At 55.1% G+C, this 18,746-nt stretch carries 15 protein-coding genes and 1 tRNA gene; 8 read left to right on the forward strand and 8 right to left on the reverse strand.

Going from position 1 to position 18,746, the window contains the following annotated elements; genetic code table 11:
- Nucleotides 1-133: 133 nt before the first annotated feature.
- The 5 genes from O4H62_RS18050 to O4H62_RS18070 all read right to left on the reverse strand — a co-directional run bounded on the left by O4H62_RS18050 (nt 134) and on the right by O4H62_RS18070 (nt 4,991).
- Nucleotides 134-364, reverse strand: coding sequence for a hypothetical protein (locus O4H62_RS18050; protein ID WP_269389961.1), 231 nt, complete (start codon nt 362-364; stop codon nt 134-136).
- Nucleotides 365-659: 295 nt separating this feature from the next.
- Entirely contained in the window at nt 660-1,511 is an 852-nt protein-coding gene (locus O4H62_RS18055) for an ATP-dependent Zn protease (RefSeq protein ID WP_269389962.1), read from the reverse strand.
- On the reverse strand, nt 1,429-3,522 hold the full coding sequence (locus tag O4H62_RS18060; RefSeq protein ID WP_269389963.1) for an ATP-binding protein: 2,094 nt from the start codon (nt 3,520-3,522) through the stop codon (nt 1,429-1,431). Before O4H62_RS18060 ends, O4H62_RS18055 begins: the two co-directional genes overlap by 83 nt.
- Nucleotides 3,522-4,001, reverse strand: a complete 480-nt coding sequence (locus O4H62_RS18065) for a hypothetical protein (RefSeq protein WP_269389965.1) — start codon at nt 3,999-4,001, stop codon at nt 3,522-3,524. The genes O4H62_RS18060 and O4H62_RS18065 overlap by 1 nt, the downstream gene beginning before the upstream one ends.
- An 84-nt stretch (nt 4,002-4,085) precedes the next feature.
- Entirely contained in the window at nt 4,086-4,991 is a 906-nt protein-coding gene (locus O4H62_RS18070; protein WP_269389967.1) for a hypothetical protein, read from the reverse strand.
- A 151-nt stretch (nt 4,992-5,142) separates the two neighbouring features.
- Here O4H62_RS18070 and O4H62_RS18075 point away from each other — a divergent pair, with 151 nt between their 5' ends.
- From O4H62_RS18075 to O4H62_RS18100, 6 genes are all read left to right on the forward strand, one after another.
- Nucleotides 5,143-5,523 carry a hypothetical protein gene (locus O4H62_RS18075; protein ID WP_269389969.1) on the forward strand — a complete coding sequence of 127 codons (381 nt, stop codon included), beginning with the start codon at nt 5,143-5,145 and terminating at the stop codon, nt 5,521-5,523.
- Nucleotides 5,524-6,044: 521 nt separating this feature from the next.
- Nucleotides 6,045-6,818 carry a phage Gp37/Gp68 family protein gene (locus O4H62_RS18080; RefSeq protein ID WP_269389970.1) on the forward strand — a complete coding sequence of 258 codons (774 nt, stop codon included), beginning with the start codon at nt 6,045-6,047 and terminating at the stop codon, nt 6,816-6,818.
- A 21-nt stretch (nt 6,819-6,839) separates the two neighbouring features.
- Entirely contained in the window at nt 6,840-8,051 is a 1,212-nt protein-coding gene (locus O4H62_RS18085) for a three-Cys-motif partner protein TcmP (RefSeq protein WP_269389971.1), read from the forward strand.
- 38 nt (nt 8,052-8,089) lie between these two features.
- A complete protein-coding gene (gene dgt, locus O4H62_RS18090; RefSeq protein WP_269389972.1) occupies nt 8,090-9,532 on the forward strand; it encodes a dGTP triphosphohydrolase in 1,443 nt (480 codons plus the stop codon).
- A gap of 8 nt (nt 9,533-9,540) precedes the next feature.
- Nucleotides 9,541-10,320, forward strand: a complete 780-nt coding sequence (locus tag O4H62_RS18095; protein WP_269389973.1) for a hypothetical protein — start codon at nt 9,541-9,543, stop codon at nt 10,318-10,320.
- Between the two features lie 749 nt (nt 10,321-11,069).
- On the forward strand, nt 11,070-12,221 hold the full coding sequence (locus O4H62_RS18100) for a hypothetical protein (protein ID WP_269389975.1): 1,152 nt from the start codon (nt 11,070-11,072) through the stop codon (nt 12,219-12,221).
- Between the two features lie 94 nt (nt 12,222-12,315).
- On the opposite strand, the gene O4H62_RS18105 is transcribed toward O4H62_RS18100, so the two are convergent.
- Together O4H62_RS18105 and O4H62_RS18110 are read right to left on the reverse strand one after the other, a co-directional pair.
- The gene (locus O4H62_RS18105; protein ID WP_331284471.1) at nt 12,316-14,385 is read right to left on the reverse strand and encodes a site-specific integrase; all 2,070 of its coding nucleotides are present in this window, start codon (nt 14,383-14,385) and stop codon (nt 12,316-12,318) included.
- Between the two features lie 178 nt (nt 14,386-14,563).
- Nucleotides 14,564-14,637, reverse strand: a tRNA-Gln gene (locus O4H62_RS18110).
- Between the two features lie 244 nt (nt 14,638-14,881).
- On the opposite strand from O4H62_RS18110, the gene O4H62_RS18115 reads away from it, so the two are divergent.
- Together O4H62_RS18115 and O4H62_RS18120 are read left to right on the forward strand one after the other, a co-directional pair.
- The gene (locus tag O4H62_RS18115) at nt 14,882-16,432 is read left to right on the forward strand and encodes a Ppx/GppA phosphatase family protein (RefSeq protein WP_269389977.1); all 1,551 of its coding nucleotides are present in this window, start codon (nt 14,882-14,884) and stop codon (nt 16,430-16,432) included.
- On the forward strand, nt 16,429-17,145 hold the full coding sequence (locus O4H62_RS18120) for an RlmE family RNA methyltransferase (protein ID WP_269389978.1): 717 nt from the start codon (nt 16,429-16,431) through the stop codon (nt 17,143-17,145). The genes O4H62_RS18115 and O4H62_RS18120 overlap by 4 nt, the downstream gene beginning before the upstream one ends.
- Here O4H62_RS18120 and O4H62_RS18125 read toward each other — a convergent pair.
- Nucleotides 17,128-18,543 (reverse strand): MFS transporter, encoded by a 1,416-nt coding sequence (locus O4H62_RS18125; protein WP_269389979.1) that lies wholly within the window; start codon nt 18,541-18,543, stop codon nt 17,128-17,130. The genes O4H62_RS18120 and O4H62_RS18125 overlap by 18 nt on opposite strands.
- Nucleotides 18,544-18,746: the final 203 nt, after the last annotated feature.

Below are 18,746 nucleotides of genomic sequence, written 5' to 3' on the forward strand. Positions count from 1 at the left end.
CGTCGCGATGATTTGAATCGGATCCCCTGCACGTTGCTTCGATGGATATCAAATTGCGACGCGTTGTTTGCTGGTTTCCCTGCCGCCGCCACTTGCCGTTGCCAGAATCCACGGGCCTGAATTACCGTTGGCGTCAACGGCTGATGCGGGGCTGCATCCATTTGGGTTCATCGCCCGAGACCTTACGGATTGTCCGTGCCAGAGCATCGCTCAGGTCAACGACTGCATTGTAGTGTTCGGACTGGGGCTTCAGTTCGCAAAGCAGCGGGACAAGGTCTTTATGCAAGTCTGTCGTCCAGGCGACGAGGTCATCGATCTGTGCAGACGTCAGTTCGGGTTTCCGCTTGTGCCTTTTTGTCATCATGAGCCTTCCTGAACGAGGGCCCGCCCTGCCTCTGGGTTAGCTGATTCACGCCTTCACGCAAATCATGATCGTGAAGGCCGCTGATCGTCTGACGTGAATCGCAGTTTCCTGGGTTGGAAACGGCTGCGCTGAAGTCGGAATCACCAAGGCTGAATCTGGCAACGCGGGGACTGATTTCCGAAACGTCGAATCCTGGGTCGGACTCGCCGTTTCAGCATTCAGAATCGCGAAGGCCTGCTTTGGAATCGCGGGCGCCGAGTTTGGTAACGCGGAAGCCGAATTCTGAATCGCAGTTTCAAGGCGCCGCTTTTTTGGAGCCCGTTGCGGTGGCATTCATTTCCTGAGCAAGCAGTGCTCTCACTTCGCCGCCATCAAGGGTCTTTGCTTCTGCAAGGCGGGTTGCCAGTGCTAACAATGCATCGTGACGCCGAGATAGCAGTTCGAGAGCCATCCTCTCTGAAGCTTCAAGCCGGTCATGAACATGCTGCGCAAGCTGCCGATCAAGTGAGAGCATTGATGGCTGTTCTTCCAATGATCGATAGAGCAACGGCTGAGCCCTGCCGAAACCTACGTTCGTTTCAGCGTCAGTCGCAAACCTTGTCGCTCGCGCAAGATCAGACCTTTCGCTTCCACCAGCGCCAACACCAGCTTCGCCAAAGATGAGCTTTTCCGCTGCTTGTCCGGCAAGTGCGCAAGCAATCATCTGATTGAGCCAGGTTTGAGTTTGGACAACACCCTGTCGCATTTCGCATTCGACAAAGCCTCCGGACCCATTTCCAACGGTCACGGTGAAAACTGTTGCGATGTCAAATGCAGTCCACGCCAGCGCATGGCCAGCTTCGTGAACAGCAATGCGCCAGATCAGTTCCGGTGGCATTGCCGTCTGGCCTGCGGTGAGCGCTGCATGGATGTCGCTGTAAGTGAGCTGCCGCTTTTCTCGACGGGCTTTCTGGCGTACTTCGCGGACCAGACGCTCGACGTCTGCACCTGTGCTACCAGCGGCAGCCAACGCCAAAGGCAAGAGTGCTGAGTTCAAATCAGGCACTGCAGCGGAGAGATGAGCGTTATCCATTGATGAGCACCCCTTGTTTGGTTTCGCTGGATTGATCACTGCCCTTGCCGGAAATGGTGGTGTTGCTGTGTTCATTCAAAGTCCCAGCCGAACTGGTGAGACCAACGGACCTGCCGACCTCACGGCTGTTCAAGACCGCATCGAGATCAGACCCAAGATGATGCGCGATGATTGTTACCAGCGCAGCCGTATCTGGCTGCGGGATGACAATATGCTTCTCAAGGCGACCTGAGCGCAAAAGTGCAGGGTCGATCTTGTCGGGCCTGTTGGTCGCGCCAATGACAATGACCCCCTCGGTTTTCGAGGCACCATCAAGCAATTCGAGCACACGGTTGACGAGGCTGGACCAGTAATCATCGTAAGGCCGGTCGCTGCTTCCCCGGTTTCCAATGTTGTCCACTTCATCGATAAACAGGATGCAAGGAGAGTTGTGAGTGGCATGTTCGAAAGTGGCGTTCATCGCTGCCAGCACATCACCAAGATTCGACGCTTCCAACCATCTTGCCACGGATGTTGCGATCATCGTCACGCCCAGTGTGTTGCAGAGAGCCTTGGCGAATGTCGTCTTGCCCGTGCCGGGCGGCCCGGAAAGCAGCAACCGGGAGCTGAGGTCAGACCACTCCGCTCCACCGTTCCTGTACTCGTCAAGGTCAGCCTTGAGGTCAAGCGCCCACTGCTGGGCATTGCCATATCCGGCGAGCCGTTCAACGAACAAGTGATCCTTTCCCGCGGACGGTTTGGCAGATTGTTTCGCCGTCTGCCCTTTGCCTGGTTCTGGCGCGGCCAGTTCCTTGACTGGCTCGATGATGTCGAAGCAGCCCGAATATTTCTCGCGCTTCTTTGTTTCCGACCGTTTCATCAGAGAGCCCAATCGGCCTTCTTTGTCTTCGTCCTCCTTGGCTTCGGCAACTGCGCGGTTTTCGGCTTCAAGCGTCGTCAAGATTGCCATGATTTTGGTCAGAGATCGTCCAGGGCGGATTGCGATCGCGAGATCATCAATGCCGAGATGGCCTGGCTCGAAGTCGAGTTCCTTCATCAGAAACCATGAGCGGCTGATAGGGATTTGGTGGCAGATCGAAAGAACGTCAGCGATGAGACTGGCATCAATTCCGACTCCCGTGATCACCATGTCCGCGACAGCGACAAGCCGAGCCGGTAGGGGGCGATCACGCTCGTCGCAAATGATGAGCGGTTTGAATGTCGTGAGAACCCTCTTCGAGACGATTGTGCGAAGTTCGTCATCATCTTCGTACCGCTTTAACGAAGCGCTCCCGAAACAGCTGAAGGATTTCCGCGGCGTTGCGTCAGCGAGCGCTTTGTAGCGCCCGGTCAACGTTGGGCCTTCAGCGATCGGTTCAAGCGACACATGAAACGGCAACGCCAAACCATCTTCGAGCAGATAGCCGAAGTGTCGTTCGAAGTCCCTGACTGGGACCTGGACAGCAACAATGGATTTCTTCGGTTTCATGATCGAGAGCAGTCGATCGACTGCATGCTCATCCTGCTCAATTGCCCGTGCGAGCAGCAGCGCCGCAGAGACTTCTGGAACCTTCAACGCAGACGCAAAGCCCGCCACAATCGACAGGACATGATCCCGAAGTGCTGCCATGTTCTGGAAAGGCAAATTTGTCGCCGTACCTTCTCCAGTCATCGGCCCGTTTGCTTTGGACGTCAGATTTGAGGATAGCACACTTTCACCGTCAACTTGAGGCAGCGTGTCGGAATGTCCTCCAGCATTTCCAGTGGAGGTGTTGGATGCGTCGACAGTTTCGTCAGCGCCATCTTCTTCATCCAGATTGAATGCATCGAACTCGCCAGATTCGATCCGTCTCTCGATCTGCTTCCTGTTTTGCAAAGATGTTTTCAGAAGTGACTGGATCAATTTTCGGTCCTGATCGACATCACCGGAAAACAGCGCTGCCTTTTCGGCCACAAGGTTCCAGACCACCCCCCCGCGCTCGGTGTCACCTAGCGACTGACTTTCGAGAATGCCAGCGTCCATGGCACGGCCGAAGGCTTCAAGCCGAGCGGCGCGCTTCAGGCGAGCAATGAGATATTTGGAGACGCGTTTGCTGATCTTGCTCATCAGTTTTCCTCCCTGGCACATGTGGAGTAGTCTGCAACTGTCTGGATGTTCGCTGGCAGGAACCTGCGGTTTCCATCGAGCCAGTCTTTCAGGATGAGCGCTGCGGGATGCTTGAACTGACACATCAGATCAAGCCGCCGCTTCAGATGTTTGGGCAGTTCGGTCTTGCCGGTATCGCCTTTTCCAGCACGACGAAGGATGTTGCGGACAAGCCCTGGAGCCAGCTCGTCGATCAGTTCAGGCGTCGGATTACCCTTATTCGTCAAGATTTCAATTCGCCGGCGATGTCGGTGAAGCATGTCATTTTCCGTGCTTGGATGAAGAGGAGGTCGGAGCTCCGGTGCGGATTTGCTCTGCCGCCGCTTGGGCGTGCGTGTGAGAGGTTCTTGAGGCGGGACCGAGGTAGCGGAAGGATGCTTCCGCTGTTGCCTTGGAAAGGCGATGACATTGCTTTTGGTCGTGGGATCGGATTTACGCATGACAGATTTCTCCTGCGCCGGATCACTGAGATCGGCGGGTGTCGTGAACAAAAAAGTTAATGAGTGAGTGGAGGCAGGCGTCCGTCAGTGACGGGTAGGCGCTTGAGCAAAGCCCAGTTTGATCAGCTGCGCATTGCCGCTGGCGTCCGTAACGTCGGCGTCGTCAGAAGACTGATTTTGCTCGTCATCAGTCTCCACCTCATAGAACGTGCCCTCGGACTTACCCGGGGGTGCTATCTGCGAATGACAGGCCTGGGCGAAAGCCTCGCAAGCCTGTTTCCAGTGTTCGTCAACACGAGAGCGAAACTCTGCCTGCAAAGATGCGATCGCTGCGCCCGCACCTTCAACTTGAACCAGGTGGTCCAGCTGCGAGAGATGCCAGATACCGCCGTTCAGGTCCGTCTTCCGACTGTCAGCAGTCAGGATAACGATCCTGACTTCCTTGACGTTCAGGCGTTGATGTTCCTTGTAGAGGAAGTCTGGCAACGAAAGACCCGCCGCTTTCATGCGGTTCTGTAGATCAACAAGCCGAACGCGGTCATAAGTGTAGACACTGCGTTTCGCATCGACAACGTGCGCCGTATTCGTGCGTTGATTGAGAATGACAAAGTCCGGCGTATATGTCTTGCGGCCGCCCATGTCGGAATCGAACGTTAACGCCCTGAAATTCTCGGCGTGATTCATCTCGACGATTTGCAGCGCAGTTGGCGAGACTGGTAACCGCAGGTTCTGCGTGAGGACCTTCAGGTCCGTATTGCACCTAGCAACTGCAGCGATGCCGAGTTCGATGAGCCTGCCTTCAATTGCAGGCAGTGGCCGAAGCGCAGCGGCAAGGGCATCAATACCGCCAGATAGTGCTTGCGCAATGGCGTCTACCGACAGCGAGGGATCGACGAGTTCGTTGATGAACGCATCGAACTGCTGCTTCAGTTCTAGAGAATTGGCGGAATGCGCATACACGGGTGCAGTGGTTGTCTTGAGTTTGGTCATTGAAATCTCCTGGGTCGGAGCGATCACGGCAGCGAGGCAGACACACGGCCGTATGCGGAAATTATTTCCGCATTGGCTACCCCGAACGGGCAGTCGTACCGCTGATGTCGGCGAAGAACCGGGTGTGATCGCTGTGATGTGAAACGATCAGTTGCGCGAAAAAGAAACGGGTGACGGCGATAGATCGCCGGTCATCGTCAAGCATCGCCGCGATCGGGCATCAACAGGAGAAAAATGTGATTGGTATTCCCCATCGGGGGAGATAGCGATAAAGGTCAACATAGCCTTAGGCCTTTCGATAGAAGGTTCCGGGTCAGGCCCTCGTTCGATGTTTGCAGCATCGGCGGGGGCCGTTAAGTCGCTGCAGAAATACAATTTCTTGCGACAATCAACGGATAGTCCGGAGTTGATTATCCGGCAAGGCAAAAAGAACGTATCCGGAACAAGAGCTCCGGGATGGTTAACAAGCGACGCGGCCATCTTGAAACAACAGCGAAACAATAGTCCACATGACACTGATCATTTGGAATGAGTTGTTCGCCGCGACAGGATCGCTTTTAAAGAAACCGTCGCTGCATTTTGTAGCTCAAGTGTCGTGGAAATTTGCCGACAGAGGATTAAAAGTGGTGCCGTTCAGAACGGTAGTTTGCAGTGGGCTCGACTGACAATCGTTACCCCTCATAAATGACAGCTTTGCGCCCCCAAGCCGGTGGTTCGCGAACTTGGACCCAACTCCCGTAAGCGGCTATTCGCTGCGTTCCGTCCGAAGGTCCTGATTGGGCGGAAATCTGCCTGGTGTTGCGAGCGCTGCACATAAACTGGGTCTTCTGAAGCAGACGTTCGTCACGTGGCATTTCAACCAAGCTGACCGCTTGCGTGTTGAAAAATCGAGCAGCATGACAGATAGTCAGCCAAGCTATGGTGCACTATGCGACTTCCTATCAGGTGCGTGTTGTAATCCTTTCGTATTTTGAATATTTTCAATGGGTTGAAGCCGCCGCATCGTGGTATGATAACCAGCAGAGCCTGCCATTTCAGGGACGGAGACTAGTCTTGTCAGAAATTGAATGGACTGACACAACTTGGAATCCCGTTGCCGGTTGTACGGCAGCATCAAGTGGATGTACGAATTGCTATGCAATGCACATGGCTCTCCGATTGGAAGCTATGGGGATCAAGAAGTATCAGAACCTAGCTCGTCGCTCTGGCAAGAGAACGGTATGGACGGGTTCAGTGAACCTCGACGAAAAATCACTCGAAACACCCTTCAGATGGCGAAAGCCGCGGAAGATTTTCGTGAATTCCATGAGCGATCTGTTCCACGAAAAGGTACCATTTGAATTTGTCGAAAGAGTTTGGCACACGATGGAGCAGACGCCGCGCCACCAATACCAGATTTTGACCAAAAGGCCGGAGCGTATGCTTGAGTTCACGCGCAGTCGAATAAAAGATGTCTTGCCAAATGTTTGGCTCGGTACAAGTGTGGAAAATGAAGAAACTTCTGAAAGGGTGTCTATACTGTCTAAGACGCCCGCGGCAATTCGATTTGTTTCATTTGAGCCGTTGATAGATTCTGTGGGGGGGATTGATCTGGGAAATATACACTGGGCTATTGTCGGCGGAGAAAGCGGTGCGCAAGCACGACCTATTAAGGAGGAGTGGATCGATGAAATCCACGCTTTGTGCCAGCTGTATGGAACAGCTTTTTTCTTCAAGCAGTGGGGAACTTGGGGCAAGGATAACAAAAAACGCTCTAAAAAGGCCAACGGTAGATTGTTTAGAGGTAAAGTTTGGGAAGAAATGCCAGAGATTTATTTTGCTCGGTAAGTTTAACTGGATGTACTCGCCATGGTGAAACGAGAGTACGATTGGGAAAATGGCGCAAAAATAGGGCTACATTCAAAAATAAAGCTTGCGATCGTTCAAGAATACATCCACGAATACATCCGTGTCCGCTGTAGCCTTCCGCAGCAGGAGCGTTTCAGGCTCTCCTTTGTGGATGGGTTTTGCGGGGCGGGGGAGTATGAGTGTGGAACGCTTGGGTCGCCGCTGGTGGTGCTCCAAACATTAAAGGCGGTGAGTTCGGAAATAAATTTCCGGAGGAAAATAGATGGCTTTAAGCCTATCTCGTTCGAGTATTTTATGTACTTTAATGATCTGTCTCCCTTCGCTATCCAGTTATTGCGCAGCAAAGTTGCCGCCTTCATGGACGAGCATGAGACCGATACCGGCGGAGCGTCATTTCATGTTGTGTACTTCGAGGGAGATTTTGGAGGAAACCTTGCAGATATTGCGCAAAGGGTGCTTGCCTCCAAAGTTCGAAACACCATCTTCAACCTTGATCAGTACGGTCACTCAAATGTGTCTGAAGAGCACCTGAGATTGGCATTGTCCTTGACCCGTTCCTCCGAGGTGTTCCTTACATTTTCGATAAAGTCGTTTTTGGCATTCATCAGCCCAAACAGAAGACAGGATAAACGAATTTTCGACGGCCAGATTTCGGAAATTTCACTGCATAAAAGCAAGAAAGAATGGCTGGCAGCGGTTGAGAAGTTAGTGTTCGAAGAACTCCATTCATTGGCCAATTTCGTGAGCCCGTTTTCCATCAACAATCAGGCCGGCTGGGAGTACTGGCTTGTGCACTTTGCAAATTCTTACCGAGCCAGACAGGTCTATAACGACATCTTGCACCGGAAAAGAAATTCACAAGCTCATGTTGGAAGGTCTGGTCTCCAGATGCTTAGGTATACCTCTATCGAAGAGACCTCACTATATTTGTTTGATGCGACATCACGTCAGAAGGCAAGGGAGGAACTGTTGATGGACGTTCCTCGATTCCTTGCGGACTGTACTCCCGAGGCATCACTTTTGGTTAGCGATTTCTTTGCTCAAACATATAATCAAACCCCAGCCCACTCTGACGACCTCAACAACGCGCTCATAAAGTCACCTGACGTCGAGGTCTTGACTGCGACAGGAGCAAAACGCCGCAAACCACAAATGATTAAGCGAACTGACACGATACGGTTAGCTCCCCAACGAACGTTTCATTTTCTCTAATCAGAAAGTGGCGTTCGCAAAACATTTTGGAGAAAATAATGGATTGGCAAAAACTAATGTCAGGCACCCGCCGCAAGGATATGCACGGTGACGGAGAGCAGCCCTTGAACGCAGGAGGAGACAGGACTGAGTTAGAACGAGATTACGACCGGGTCTTGTTCAGTACCCCTGTTCGGCGTTTGGCCGACAAGACGCAAGTTTTTCCACTTGAAAAGAATGACAGTGTGCGGACGCGTCTCACACATTCACACGAAGTTTCGAATATCGCGCGAAGTATTGGAGTTGCACTCACCCATCGTGAAGGCTCGCCTTTTTCTGAGGACGAATTTCGACGTGATCTGCCCGCAATTCTCGCAACGGTGGGATTAGCACACGATATTGGGAACCCACCGTTTGGCCATCAAGGAGAATACGCCATTGGTGACTGGTTCAAGAAAAATGAGACCATGGCATTCGAGTTCCTCAATTGCGAAAACCTAAGCCCTGAACCTGGTGTTAGGGAGCGTATGCGGCTTGACTTTGAGAAATTCGAAGGCAATGCCCAAGCACTTCGTGTGCTCACTAAACTTCAGATCATGAATGATAGCTTTGGCCTCAACTTGACCTGTGGTGCTCTGGCAGCTCTCATGAAATATCCTGTGACCTCTGAAAAACAGGACAAGTCCAATATCGCAACGAAAAAGTTTGGATGCTTTCACTCCGAGTTGGACGTTGTAAAGGACGTCTGGAGTGAGACGGGGCTGCGAGAAGGCGTTCGTCACCCACTGACGTTCTTGATGGAAGCTAGCGATGACATCGCATACTCCGTTCTGGATGTGGAAGACGCTGTGAAAAAGGGTTTGGTATCTTACAGAGATTTGATCAGTTTCTTGACGGCCGGGTCATCTGAAGATGATGAGGCCGATGAAATCATTGTGCGTGTCGTCGAACGGGCGGAGAAACAGCACCAGAGGCACAAAGGCGCTGGTCTCTCGCCGGCAGAGGTCAACGACTTGTCTACTCAAATGTTCAGAGTGTTCGCAATCGGAGAGATGGTTTCGTCTGTTATCGAAACCTTTTTGTCGAGGAAGGCTGAAATCGATGATGAACAGTTGCGCGATGACCTTATTAACGTCTCCCCATCTGCTTCGCTTTGCAAAAAGCTTAAAAAATTCGCGTTTGAAAATGCCTATAAGCACCGCAGCGTTCTTGAACTGGAACTGGTAGGGCACAGGACCGTCCATTCGATTATGGACATGCTTTGGCCTGCGATTGTCAGCCGAGGTGACCCGCAGGAAGAGACTAAGGGGCACCCTGGTACGCCATACGAGAAATACGCCTATGGTCGCATCTCCGAGAACTACAGGCGGGTGTTCGAAAGCCCGAACGAGAATCTGCCACTCGGTTATCGTCGATGCCAATTGCTTGCAGATATGATCTCTGGCATGACAGATAGCTTCGCAATAAGCTTCGAAAGAGAGCTTAGTGAACTTCGTTGCTAAGGTGAGACATGAAACCCGTCGTTGACCAAATGGCCGCCAAAAAGCGCATCAGACGCTTCTTCGATGAGCCTGTGGCCGAGCGTAGGGCTGTCTCTAAATTTATTGATGAAGTGACTGTTGGTGCTGATGTTTTTGTATTCGGCGGCGCGCTCAGGGATATCTCCCTTTTGGGTTTGCCACATTTCACAAGTGATGTCGACATCGTGGTGCAGGTTCATGACTATGACGCTTTCTCAGATGTCTTATGTCAGTTCGATGCGAACCGGAACAAATTTGGCGGCCACCGCGTTCGCTTTGGCAGGTGGAACTTCGATGTCTGGGAAGTTGCCAGCACTTGGGCATTTTCGGTGGGCGCTGTCGAAGCTCGCAGCCACTTGTCCTTGCTTGAAACGACGTTCTTCAACTGGGATGCAATTTTGTACGATTGGCGATCGGGCTCGCTGCATCATAGGCAGGACTATTTTTCGGACCTTTCGGCGAAGTACCTAGAGTTGGTACTTGAAGATAACCCGAACACTGTTGGTGCTTTTGTGCGTACATTGCGGACGCTTTGTATTTCAGAGGAAATTAGGACAGGGCCGAGGCTATCCAGATTTATAAAAGAAAATTTGCTCGAAATTTCTAATGAGGAAATTTTGTCATATGAAAACGAAAGTTTCGCAACCAAACGGCTATCCGCTAACTTGCTTGCAGGTCTGCGAGAAAGAGCTACGGCCTGGAAAGTAGGAACGCAATTTCAATGGCTTCCAAAACAACAACTGTGTTTCTTTGACGAGTTTGCTAATTAGGGGTTCCCATTCCGTTTTGGGCGATCGAAAAAGTATGGCAGGCATTTGTATCAGTCTGTCCAGTGCCTGATGTCTCAATCTCCACAAACGAGCGCAATGATAGGCGGCGATCAAGCGTTGAGTCAGCCAGTGAACGGCAGCATTGGGCCGTAAGTGACGCCGCACCTAGCAACGCGGAACGTCTGCTTTACCGACTTCGTTCCAACAAGCTGCCTGACAGGTTAGTGCTCCATTCGGTCATTTGCCCACTGAAAACAGCAGTCGCTATTTGGCCTCCCAGCCGTCTCGAATTCGGACCACTTGCGGGCTGGGTCATGAAGCCTCGGGAATTCCTGCCCAAGGCGCATAGCCAAAGCGCGGAATTAATATCGGGCCGCCCAATCGCTTTGAGTCGTACTCATGAACAGAGAGCGACCCGTCGCGACCAATCTCATAAACCCTCTCATTGGCGAACAAGTGATGCAGCGTCCTGCCGCAATAGAGCATCGGCTCGCTGGATAGATTTCTCCATCGCTTGAGAACTCAATCACGGCGCTCTTTGGGCATTATATAGAGCTGCATAGAGCGTCAAAATATAAATATAAATACCAGTAGATAAATATACAATTATCCAGAAAAAGCGCAAATTTACATCATGTAAATAGTGATCTCCGTATATTTCGGAAAATATTAGTGTTGCAATATTATATATTATGTGATATAATGGTAACACCTACGTATACGTAGATAATTATTGATTGGAGATCAAAATGGCTAATATAGACAGAAAAGTAAAGCGTGCAGCCGCTGCTAAGCAGACGAAGAAAACACGTGCGGAAAACAACGCCGTTACGAAAAAGAAGGTGCGCGCAGCGCTAGCACCAAAGGAAAATGACGATCCGCTCTCGCCAGAGGCCGAAGCGCGCCTGGCTGAACTCGTCAAGCGAATCGTCTCATTGCATCGCAAGTCGACCGGTCAGGTGTTTGAACTGGGCGAGTGCCTGGCTGAAGCAAAGTCTGTTCAGCCAATCAAGCGCTATGGCCGCTGGCTGAAAGAAAATTGCGGCTACAGTGTCCGTTCGGCCTGGAGTTTTATCTCCGTTCACGAGCGACTTGCTGATCACCGCGAACGACTTGAACAGCATGCAGTCGGTTCGACCGCGCTCATCGAACTGGCGAAAGGTGAGCCGGATCAGATCGAAGACGTCATCAAGCAATTTGACGAAGGCAAGAGCCTCAAGCCTACGGAAATCAAGAGGCTGGTCGGCGGCAAAAAGGATGAAGCTGCTGATCCGAGACAGCTGGGCGGAAAGGCAGGGCTACAGAAAATGGCTGCTGCCAAACTCAAATCCGATATGGACGAGTTTCATCGGCTTGCGACCTTGGTCCTCACTGAACTTGAAGATGCTATTTCCAGGGTGACCGCAGGAAAACGGATGATCATGCGATCGCTTGCCAATGAAGTTGAGCTATATGCTCGGCATGCATCGGACCGTTTCAAAGACATCGCCGCGCCGCTTCAGCCTGTTGACCATCTGCCGCGTGGTAATCTCAGCCATGGAAAGATTGCAGACCAAACCGGCTGGGGCGCAGTTCAGCGCAGCCTCTATCGCCTGGGTGGGGCGGACTCATGGCCAGTGCGCGACGAGATGGAAAAATGGGTCATCGAAGTGGCACACCCGGCGCTACGTTTTGCAGTCCATGGCGAACCCTATGTTGTCAGTGCAAACCTGCCAGCTGTCCCCGTCCTGGATGTCGCAAAAGTAGAGATCGACGTCACGAAAAATGATCAGATTATGGTCGAGAAGGAAGACGACGCTGATGAGACTACACCAAGCATTTCAGATGCCGAGCTGGATGCAACGCTCAACAGCTTTATGGCGGTCAACAAAGCACCCGTTGAAGCACGCATGCCGCGATAACACGGGGCAGCAATTCTGCGGTTGCGCCACCTCATGCCTGACCCAAACACCGAACAAAGCCCCGCTCTCCGTAGCGGGGCTTTGGTCTTTATGGTCAGACGTCTGCTGTCTGCATTTGGTCTGGCGTTCGTTTTGTGCTCTTTCGTGTCTTGCGGGGCACGTGTGAAATCACCTCTGGTCGCAGTCGAATCGCCGATGCCTTGAGCTCGGATGTGGGAGTGGGAAGCTTCCCCAATGCAGCCTGCATTAGCTTGAGGTGCGCCACTTCCGTATAGGTCCCCTCGTTCACATCCTTATTCACATGCCCGAGAATGTCCTTGCGGATTTCTGATCCGACGCCTGCCTGTTTCATTTCATTGTTGCACCAGTGACGGAACGAATGAAACACCTTTCGTTCCTCCTTCGCCTTTGGCAGTGCAGCCTCTTTCATCTTCCGCCAGTCATCGTGGAAGACATCTCCCATGGGAGTGGATTCTGCGACAGCCAGAAGCTCCGGAAACAGCAGTGTGTGTTTTGTCTTTCTCAGCAACTGGACATAGTCCATGAAGCCAAGGCGAATGAGTTCGGTATGTAATGGGACATGACGCTTCGACGCTTTTGTCTTCAAGCCGCGCACGTCGGTCGGGGTGAACTTCAATCCCCAAATGCCTTCAAATTCGGTGATGTCATCAAGCTGTAGGCCACAGATTTCTTCACGCCTCGCACCATGGTAGGCTGCAATCAGAGGCACCCAATAACGTGCGTCATGAATTATGACATCGTCTGAATTGCCATCATTCGTGTCCGAGGTTGCGCCGGTCCAGATCGAAAGGCTGAACAACGCTTGAAGGTCACCGGTGGTGAATGGCGGGCGTCCATTCTCGGAGTTTCCGCGAGCCTTCGCACGAAGTTTCGAAATGCCATCGTAGCTCTCCCACGAATAGCCGTAGGCCTCGCACATTCCTGCAATATTGGCCATGTTGTTCATGTGCCGATTGATTGTCGCTTTTGTCAGGCCGACTTGATCTTTTGGGAGTTTCTCTGCGCGGGCAATAATTTCGCTGACCGGGATGATATGGTCCCGGGGCGATTTGCCATAATTCTTGGGGAACTTGAGCAGGACATCCCTGAACTGGGCGAGATGCTTTTGACCGACACGCGTTGGGTTGTCGTGTCCGAGAAAGCGTTCGAAGAGTTTGGCGAGTTGGATATGTTGCTTGAGTGTCTTGCTGTCCCACTCACCGAGAGCCACCTTTGCTTCGCCTGCAGCAGTGACAATATCTAACAGGCTACGATAGCTCTCATCTTCGATGTCAATGATGCTGTCGAGATCATCGGCGTCTTCGCTGAGCGCCACCTCTTCGGTAATCGGCTCTTCAGTCGTCACCGCAGATGGAGGAGGCGTCTCCGGTCTTTCTGCCACGGGCACTGGAATGCTATTTGGCACGGCGGGAGCAGGGGAGGCCGATCCAGTATCGACATCAACCGGAACCGATTGAGCGATCGGCCGTCGTGCTTCTTCGAGAAGGCCCGACTGGAGGAGTAGGTCGTCGTCATGACGCAGGCCGGTCCAACGGCGACCAGCGTCGAGAAGTGCTGCAGCCATTCCACGAAGATAGAGCTGCTCGGCCTGCTGCACATTGACCCTTGTTTCGGGAATGTTGAACTCTTCCATCAGCGCCACAATCCGCTGGCGTTTTGGCGGCATGACTCCGCGATCCCGAAAGGTTACAATCGTCTTGGCGACCAGCGTGATCATCTGCGCTTCAAGACCTGCAGCCAACATTTCCTTTTGCTCTATCTCGCCCACCGCAGCATCAATGCCCTGGGCCGCGAAGAGTCGGTATGCCCAGCCAGTCACGATGTCCGAGGTCCGCCCGCTCGGGGCACTGTCGCCATAGGCAAGTTCGGTGGCCGCGACGCGATCAAGGTTGGCGCTATGGGTGATAGCCACTTTTGTCAGGATACGTCGGGCGTCATCAGCAGAGATCATGGATTGTCTCATTCCGTGTAGTAGGTGCTCGCTGGCCCTTGTGACCTCGGCGGCAATCGAACGGGCAATGTGCAACGACTTTGTCCGCAGGCTGACTTCAATGCCCGAACGGCAATCGGCCCGAAGCTGAATGGGCAATCGCCGCCTCCACCAATAGACCGCTCCGCGCCGGAACACATATTGTACACTCATACCAACCTCCGTTTGGAGGTGACGGATTCTCCCGAACTTCCGTTGGAGGACACCAATGTCAGACACGCGTGATGGACACTCGTGTCAGACAGTACTGTCCATCAGACGGCAAAATCTATCCCCAGCTAACGAAAAAACGCTGGAAAATCAATCTTGTTCAGAGCTTGAAGAGGTCGATTGGCTGGGGAACCTGGATTCGAACCAGGACTAACGGAGTCAGAGTCCGTGGGTCTACCGTTAACCTATTCCCCAACGCGGGCGGGCCGGAAAAATCGGGCCAGCGCGGCGGTGTATAACCAATAAACTCCGGCGATGCAAACCCGGAAACGGCAGTTTTTGTAAACTATTTGAACAATCGGTTCGCAAGCCGGTCCGCGCCGTCCGATTTCCCGCGATTTCACGATCTCAAAAAGGCTTTTGCGTTCTGTCGAGCGCTTTGCTAATCTGGCCCCAACGACAAACCGTGAAGCGCGAAGCGGGCCATTGCACGCCGCGCATGACAGGACAGACCGTGAAAGACCTTCGGGACGGCGAAACGCCAGACGTGGGTGCATCACTGGCAGGTGAAAGGCCGTCTGGAAGCGCCGGCAAGGCAGCATCAGATGGTGTGAAACAGGGGCATGGAAAGATCGTGTCCCAAAGTTCGTCTTCTGATGCCACGCCATCAGTGCGATCTTCAGCCAGTGAATCCACCTCCAGCAAGGGCGGCTCCGAGCCGCCGGGACGGCGCAGACGGCGGCGGCGGAAATCCGCGCGCAAGGCCGAGGGCAAGAATGCACCCGCCGCGGCTGCGACCGGCGCCCCGGCCGCACAGGCAAATACCCCGAAGCCAGGCGAGAAAAAAGGCCGCCGCCGGCGCCGCAAATCCGGTCGCGAAATACAGGGACGCCCGCTGGCGCCGCAGAAGGCCGCGGGGCAGGCGAAGGCCCAGTCCGGTCCGGTCGCCGATGTGGCTGCGGGGCCGGCCCAGGCGGCTGGAGCTACGGCGCCCGCGATTCGGCGTCAGGCTGATGATCTGTATGCTGCACTCGATCTTGGCACCAACAATTGCCGCCTGCTGATCGCCCAGCCGACAAGGCCGGGCCAATTCCGGGTTGTCGATGCTTTCTCCCGCATTGTGAGGCTCGGCGAGGGGCTCGATGCCACCGGCGAGCTGTCCCAGGACGCCATGGACCGGGCGGTCGAGGCCTTGAAGATCTGTGCCGGCAAGTTGAAGAACCGTCCGGTGCGGCGCCACCGGCTGATCGCCACCGAGGCCTGCCGCTCGGCGCGCAACGGCGTGGAATTCCTGGAACGGGTGCTCGCGGAAACCGGCCTGGAGCTTGAGATCGTCACCCGCGAAACCGAGGCCAGGCTGGCCGTGGCCGGCTGCTCGTCGCTCGTCGGCCACGAAACCGATGGCCTGGTGCTGTTCGACATCGGCGGCGGCTCCTCCGAGATCGCCATGATCGACCTGACCGAGAACCGCTCGAACCGCCTGGCCAATCACATCAAGGCCTGGACCTCGCTGCCGGTCGGCGTGGTGACTCTGTCCGAGCGCCATGGCGGATGCCTGGTGACGCCGGAAGTGTTTCAGGCGATGGTCGAGGAAGTGGATGCGTTGCTGGCCGATTTCGTTCCGCCGTCGCTTCCGGCGTTCTCGGGCCTGGGCGCCGGGCGGATCCATCTGCTGGGCACGTCGGGAACCGTGACCACGCTGGCCGGCCTGCATCTCGACCTGCCACGCTATGACCGCCGCAAGGTCGACGGGCTCTGGTTGTCGAACGAGGATGTCGATCGCATGCTCGACAGGCTGTTGTCCTGGGATTTCGAGGCCCGTGCCGCCAATCCCTGCATCGGCGCCGACCGGGCCGATCTGGTGCTTGCCGGCTGCGCCATCCTGCAATCGATCCGCAAGCGCTGGCCATCCCAGCGGATGCGCGTCGCCGACCGGGGCTTGCGCGAGGGTCTGCTCAACGAAATGATGGCGTCCGACGGCGCCTGGCGGCGGAGTGGGCGAAATTTCCGCCACCGCAATCAGCGGTCCGCCCAAGGGGAAAAACCATGACCCGTCCTCCGACCGGACCCACCGGGCGCAAGCTCGGACAGAAAGTCAAGCGCAAGAGCAAGCTCAAGGCCTCGTCCCGGCGCTGGATCGAGCGGCATCTCAACGATCCCTACGTCCAGCAGGCCAAGCAGGAAGGCTATCGCTCGCGCGCCGTCTACAAGCTTCTCGAAATCGACGCCAAGCACAAGATCCTCGACAAGGCGAAACGCATCATCGACCTGGGCGCTGCCCCCGGCGGCTGGTCTCAGATCTCGGCGCAGGTGACCGATTCCACCGACGCGGACCCCAAGGTGGTCGCCATCGATTTTCTCGAAATGGATGGCCTTGCGGGTGTCAAGTTCCTGCAGATGGACTTTCTCGACGATGCGGCACCGCAGGCCCTGAAGGATGCGCTTGGCGGCGCTCCCGACGTGGTGCTGTCGGACATGGCGGCTCCCACCACCGGCCACCAGCGCACCGATCACCTCAGGACCATGCATCTGTGCGAGGTGGCGGCGCATTTCGCCATCGAGGTGCTGACGCCCGGCGGGCATTTTCTCGCCAAGACCTTCCAGGGAGGTACCGAGAATGATCTCCTGACCCTGCTCAAGCAGAATTTCAAGTCCGTCATCCACATCAAGCCACCGTCGTCACGGGCGGAGTCGGTCGAGATGTTCGTGCTCGCCAAGGGCTTCAAGGGCCGCAGCAATCCGGAGCTAGCTGCGGACGGGTGAGGCGGCGCGCGAGCCCGCCCGCTTCAGCGTATGGCCGGAGACGGCGTTGCCGGCATCCGGCGGCAGGGCAAGAAACGGCAGGATTGCGAGCGCCGTCAGGGCTGCGACAGCGAAGAAGGCTGTGTGAAACGCGCTCAGATCCAGCACGCCTCCATTCATCCTGGTCACCACCTCGACAATGCCGCCGGCAAGCGCAACCCCGATGGCGATCGAGACCTGCTGGAAGGCCGACGTGATCGAGCTCGCCTGGGCTGCGGTTTTGGAGTCGATCTCGGAGAAGGTCAGCGCGTTGACCGAGGTGAAGAACATCGACCGCACCAGCCCGCTTGCGAACAGGATCACCAGCATCAGCACGATCGGTGTCGCTGGCGTGAACAACCCGTTGACCGCAATCGACAGCGACGCTCCGGCCGCTGCCACCAGCAGCGTGGTGCGGAAACCGCCAAGGCTGAGGATCCGCTTGATGGCGAATTTCATCACGATGGCGCCGGCTGCCGAGATGAAGGTGATCATGCCGGACTGGAACGGCGACATGCCGAACCCGAGCTGGAGCATCAGCGGCAGCAGAAAAGGCACCGCGCCCGAACCGACGCGAAACAGGTTCGAGCCAAGCAGCGACAGCGAAAAGGTCCGGTTCTTGAACAATTTTGGATCGAGCAGCGGCTTGGGATGGGCACGGGCGTGCCTGAGATAGGCTACGAGCGACAGGACGCCCGCGGCTGTCGCTGCAATTCCCCACAGCGGCGGCAGCACCGGCAGGCTGATCACCGAGAGCCCGAACACGATCCCCGAGGCAGCTCCGCCCGACAGCAGGAAGCCAATCCAGTCCACCCTGTCGCGCACGCGGATACCGTCATCGGGAATGATCTTCAGCGCAAACGCGATGCCTGCCAGTCCGATCGGTATGTTGATCAAAAAGATCCAGTGCCAGCTCAGGAAGGTGGTCAGGAAACCGCCGACGGGTGGACCGACCATCGGACCGACCAGCGCCGGTATCGTCAGCCACGCCATGGCGCTGACCAGCTGCGATTTCTCCGTCGACCTTAGCAACACCAGCCGGCCGACAGGTGTCATCATGGCGCCGCCCATGCCCTGCAGAAACCGCGCGGCAACGAATTCCAGCAGGCTCCCGGACACCGCGCAGGCAATCGATCCGGCCAGAAACACGCCGATCGCGATGGCGAAAATACGCCGCGCGCCGAACCGGTCGGCCATCCAGCCGGAAATCGGGATGAAGATCGCCAGCGACACCAGATAGGCCGTCAGTGCCAGCTTCAGCGAGATCGGGCTTGTCTGGATATCGGCGGCGATCGCCGGCAGCGCGGTGGCGATAACCGTCGAATCCATCTGTTCCATGAACAGGGCGACGGCCAGAACAAGCGGGATTGAGCGATTCACTGGCAATATCCGTGGGAACATGTGGCGCCCGCACCGGGGCTTGGAAGAAGGTTGTGCGTTTCGTCCGGTATCGCAGGAAATGGCCGCCGCTGAAAGGGTGACGCAATGTCAATTGCGAGTGTCCCTCCGTTCACCGCCATGCCCGATACCGTTTGTTTGAGGGTTTCTGCGAAGCGCCGGGCGTCCTGTCACGCATCCATCTT

The sequence above is a fragment of the Parahoeflea alexandrii genome (assembly GCF_027214025.1).
Taxonomy (GTDB): Bacteria; Pseudomonadota; Alphaproteobacteria; order Rhizobiales; family Rhizobiaceae; genus Hoeflea; species Hoeflea alexandrii_A.

Coding starts and splice junctions, on each gene's coding strand:
- O4H62_RS18050 (WP_269389961.1), bottom strand. CDS start 364: ATGATGACAAAAAGGCACAAGCGGAAACCCGAACTGACGTCTGCACAG.
- O4H62_RS18055 (WP_269389962.1), bottom strand. CDS start 1,511: ATGAACACAGCAACACCACCATTTCCGGCAAGGGCAGTGATCAATCCA.
- O4H62_RS18060 (WP_269389963.1), bottom strand. CDS start 3,522: ATGAGCAAGATCAGCAAACGCGTCTCCAAATATCTCATTGCTCGCCTG.
- O4H62_RS18065 (WP_269389965.1), bottom strand. CDS start 4,001: ATGCGTAAATCCGATCCCACGACCAAAAGCAATGTCATCGCCTTTCCA.
- O4H62_RS18070 (WP_269389967.1), bottom strand. CDS start 4,991: ATGACCAAACTCAAGACAACCACTGCACCCGTGTATGCGCATTCCGCC.
- O4H62_RS18085 (WP_269389971.1), top strand. CDS start 6,840: ATGGTGAAACGAGAGTACGATTGGGAAAATGGCGCAAAAATAGGGCTA.
- dgt (WP_269389972.1), top strand. CDS start 8,090: ATGGATTGGCAAAAACTAATGTCAGGCACCCGCCGCAAGGATATGCAC.
- O4H62_RS18095 (WP_269389973.1), top strand. CDS start 9,541: ATGAAACCCGTCGTTGACCAAATGGCCGCCAAAAAGCGCATCAGACGC.
- O4H62_RS18100 (WP_269389975.1), top strand. CDS start 11,070: ATGGCTAATATAGACAGAAAAGTAAAGCGTGCAGCCGCTGCTAAGCAG.
- O4H62_RS18105 (WP_331284471.1), bottom strand. CDS start 14,385: ATGAGTGTACAATATGTGTTCCGGCGCGGAGCGGTCTATTGGTGGAGG.
- O4H62_RS18115 (WP_269389977.1), top strand. CDS start 14,882: ATGACAGGACAGACCGTGAAAGACCTTCGGGACGGCGAAACGCCAGAC.
- O4H62_RS18120 (WP_269389978.1), top strand. CDS start 16,429: ATGACCCGTCCTCCGACCGGACCCACCGGGCGCAAGCTCGGACAGAAA.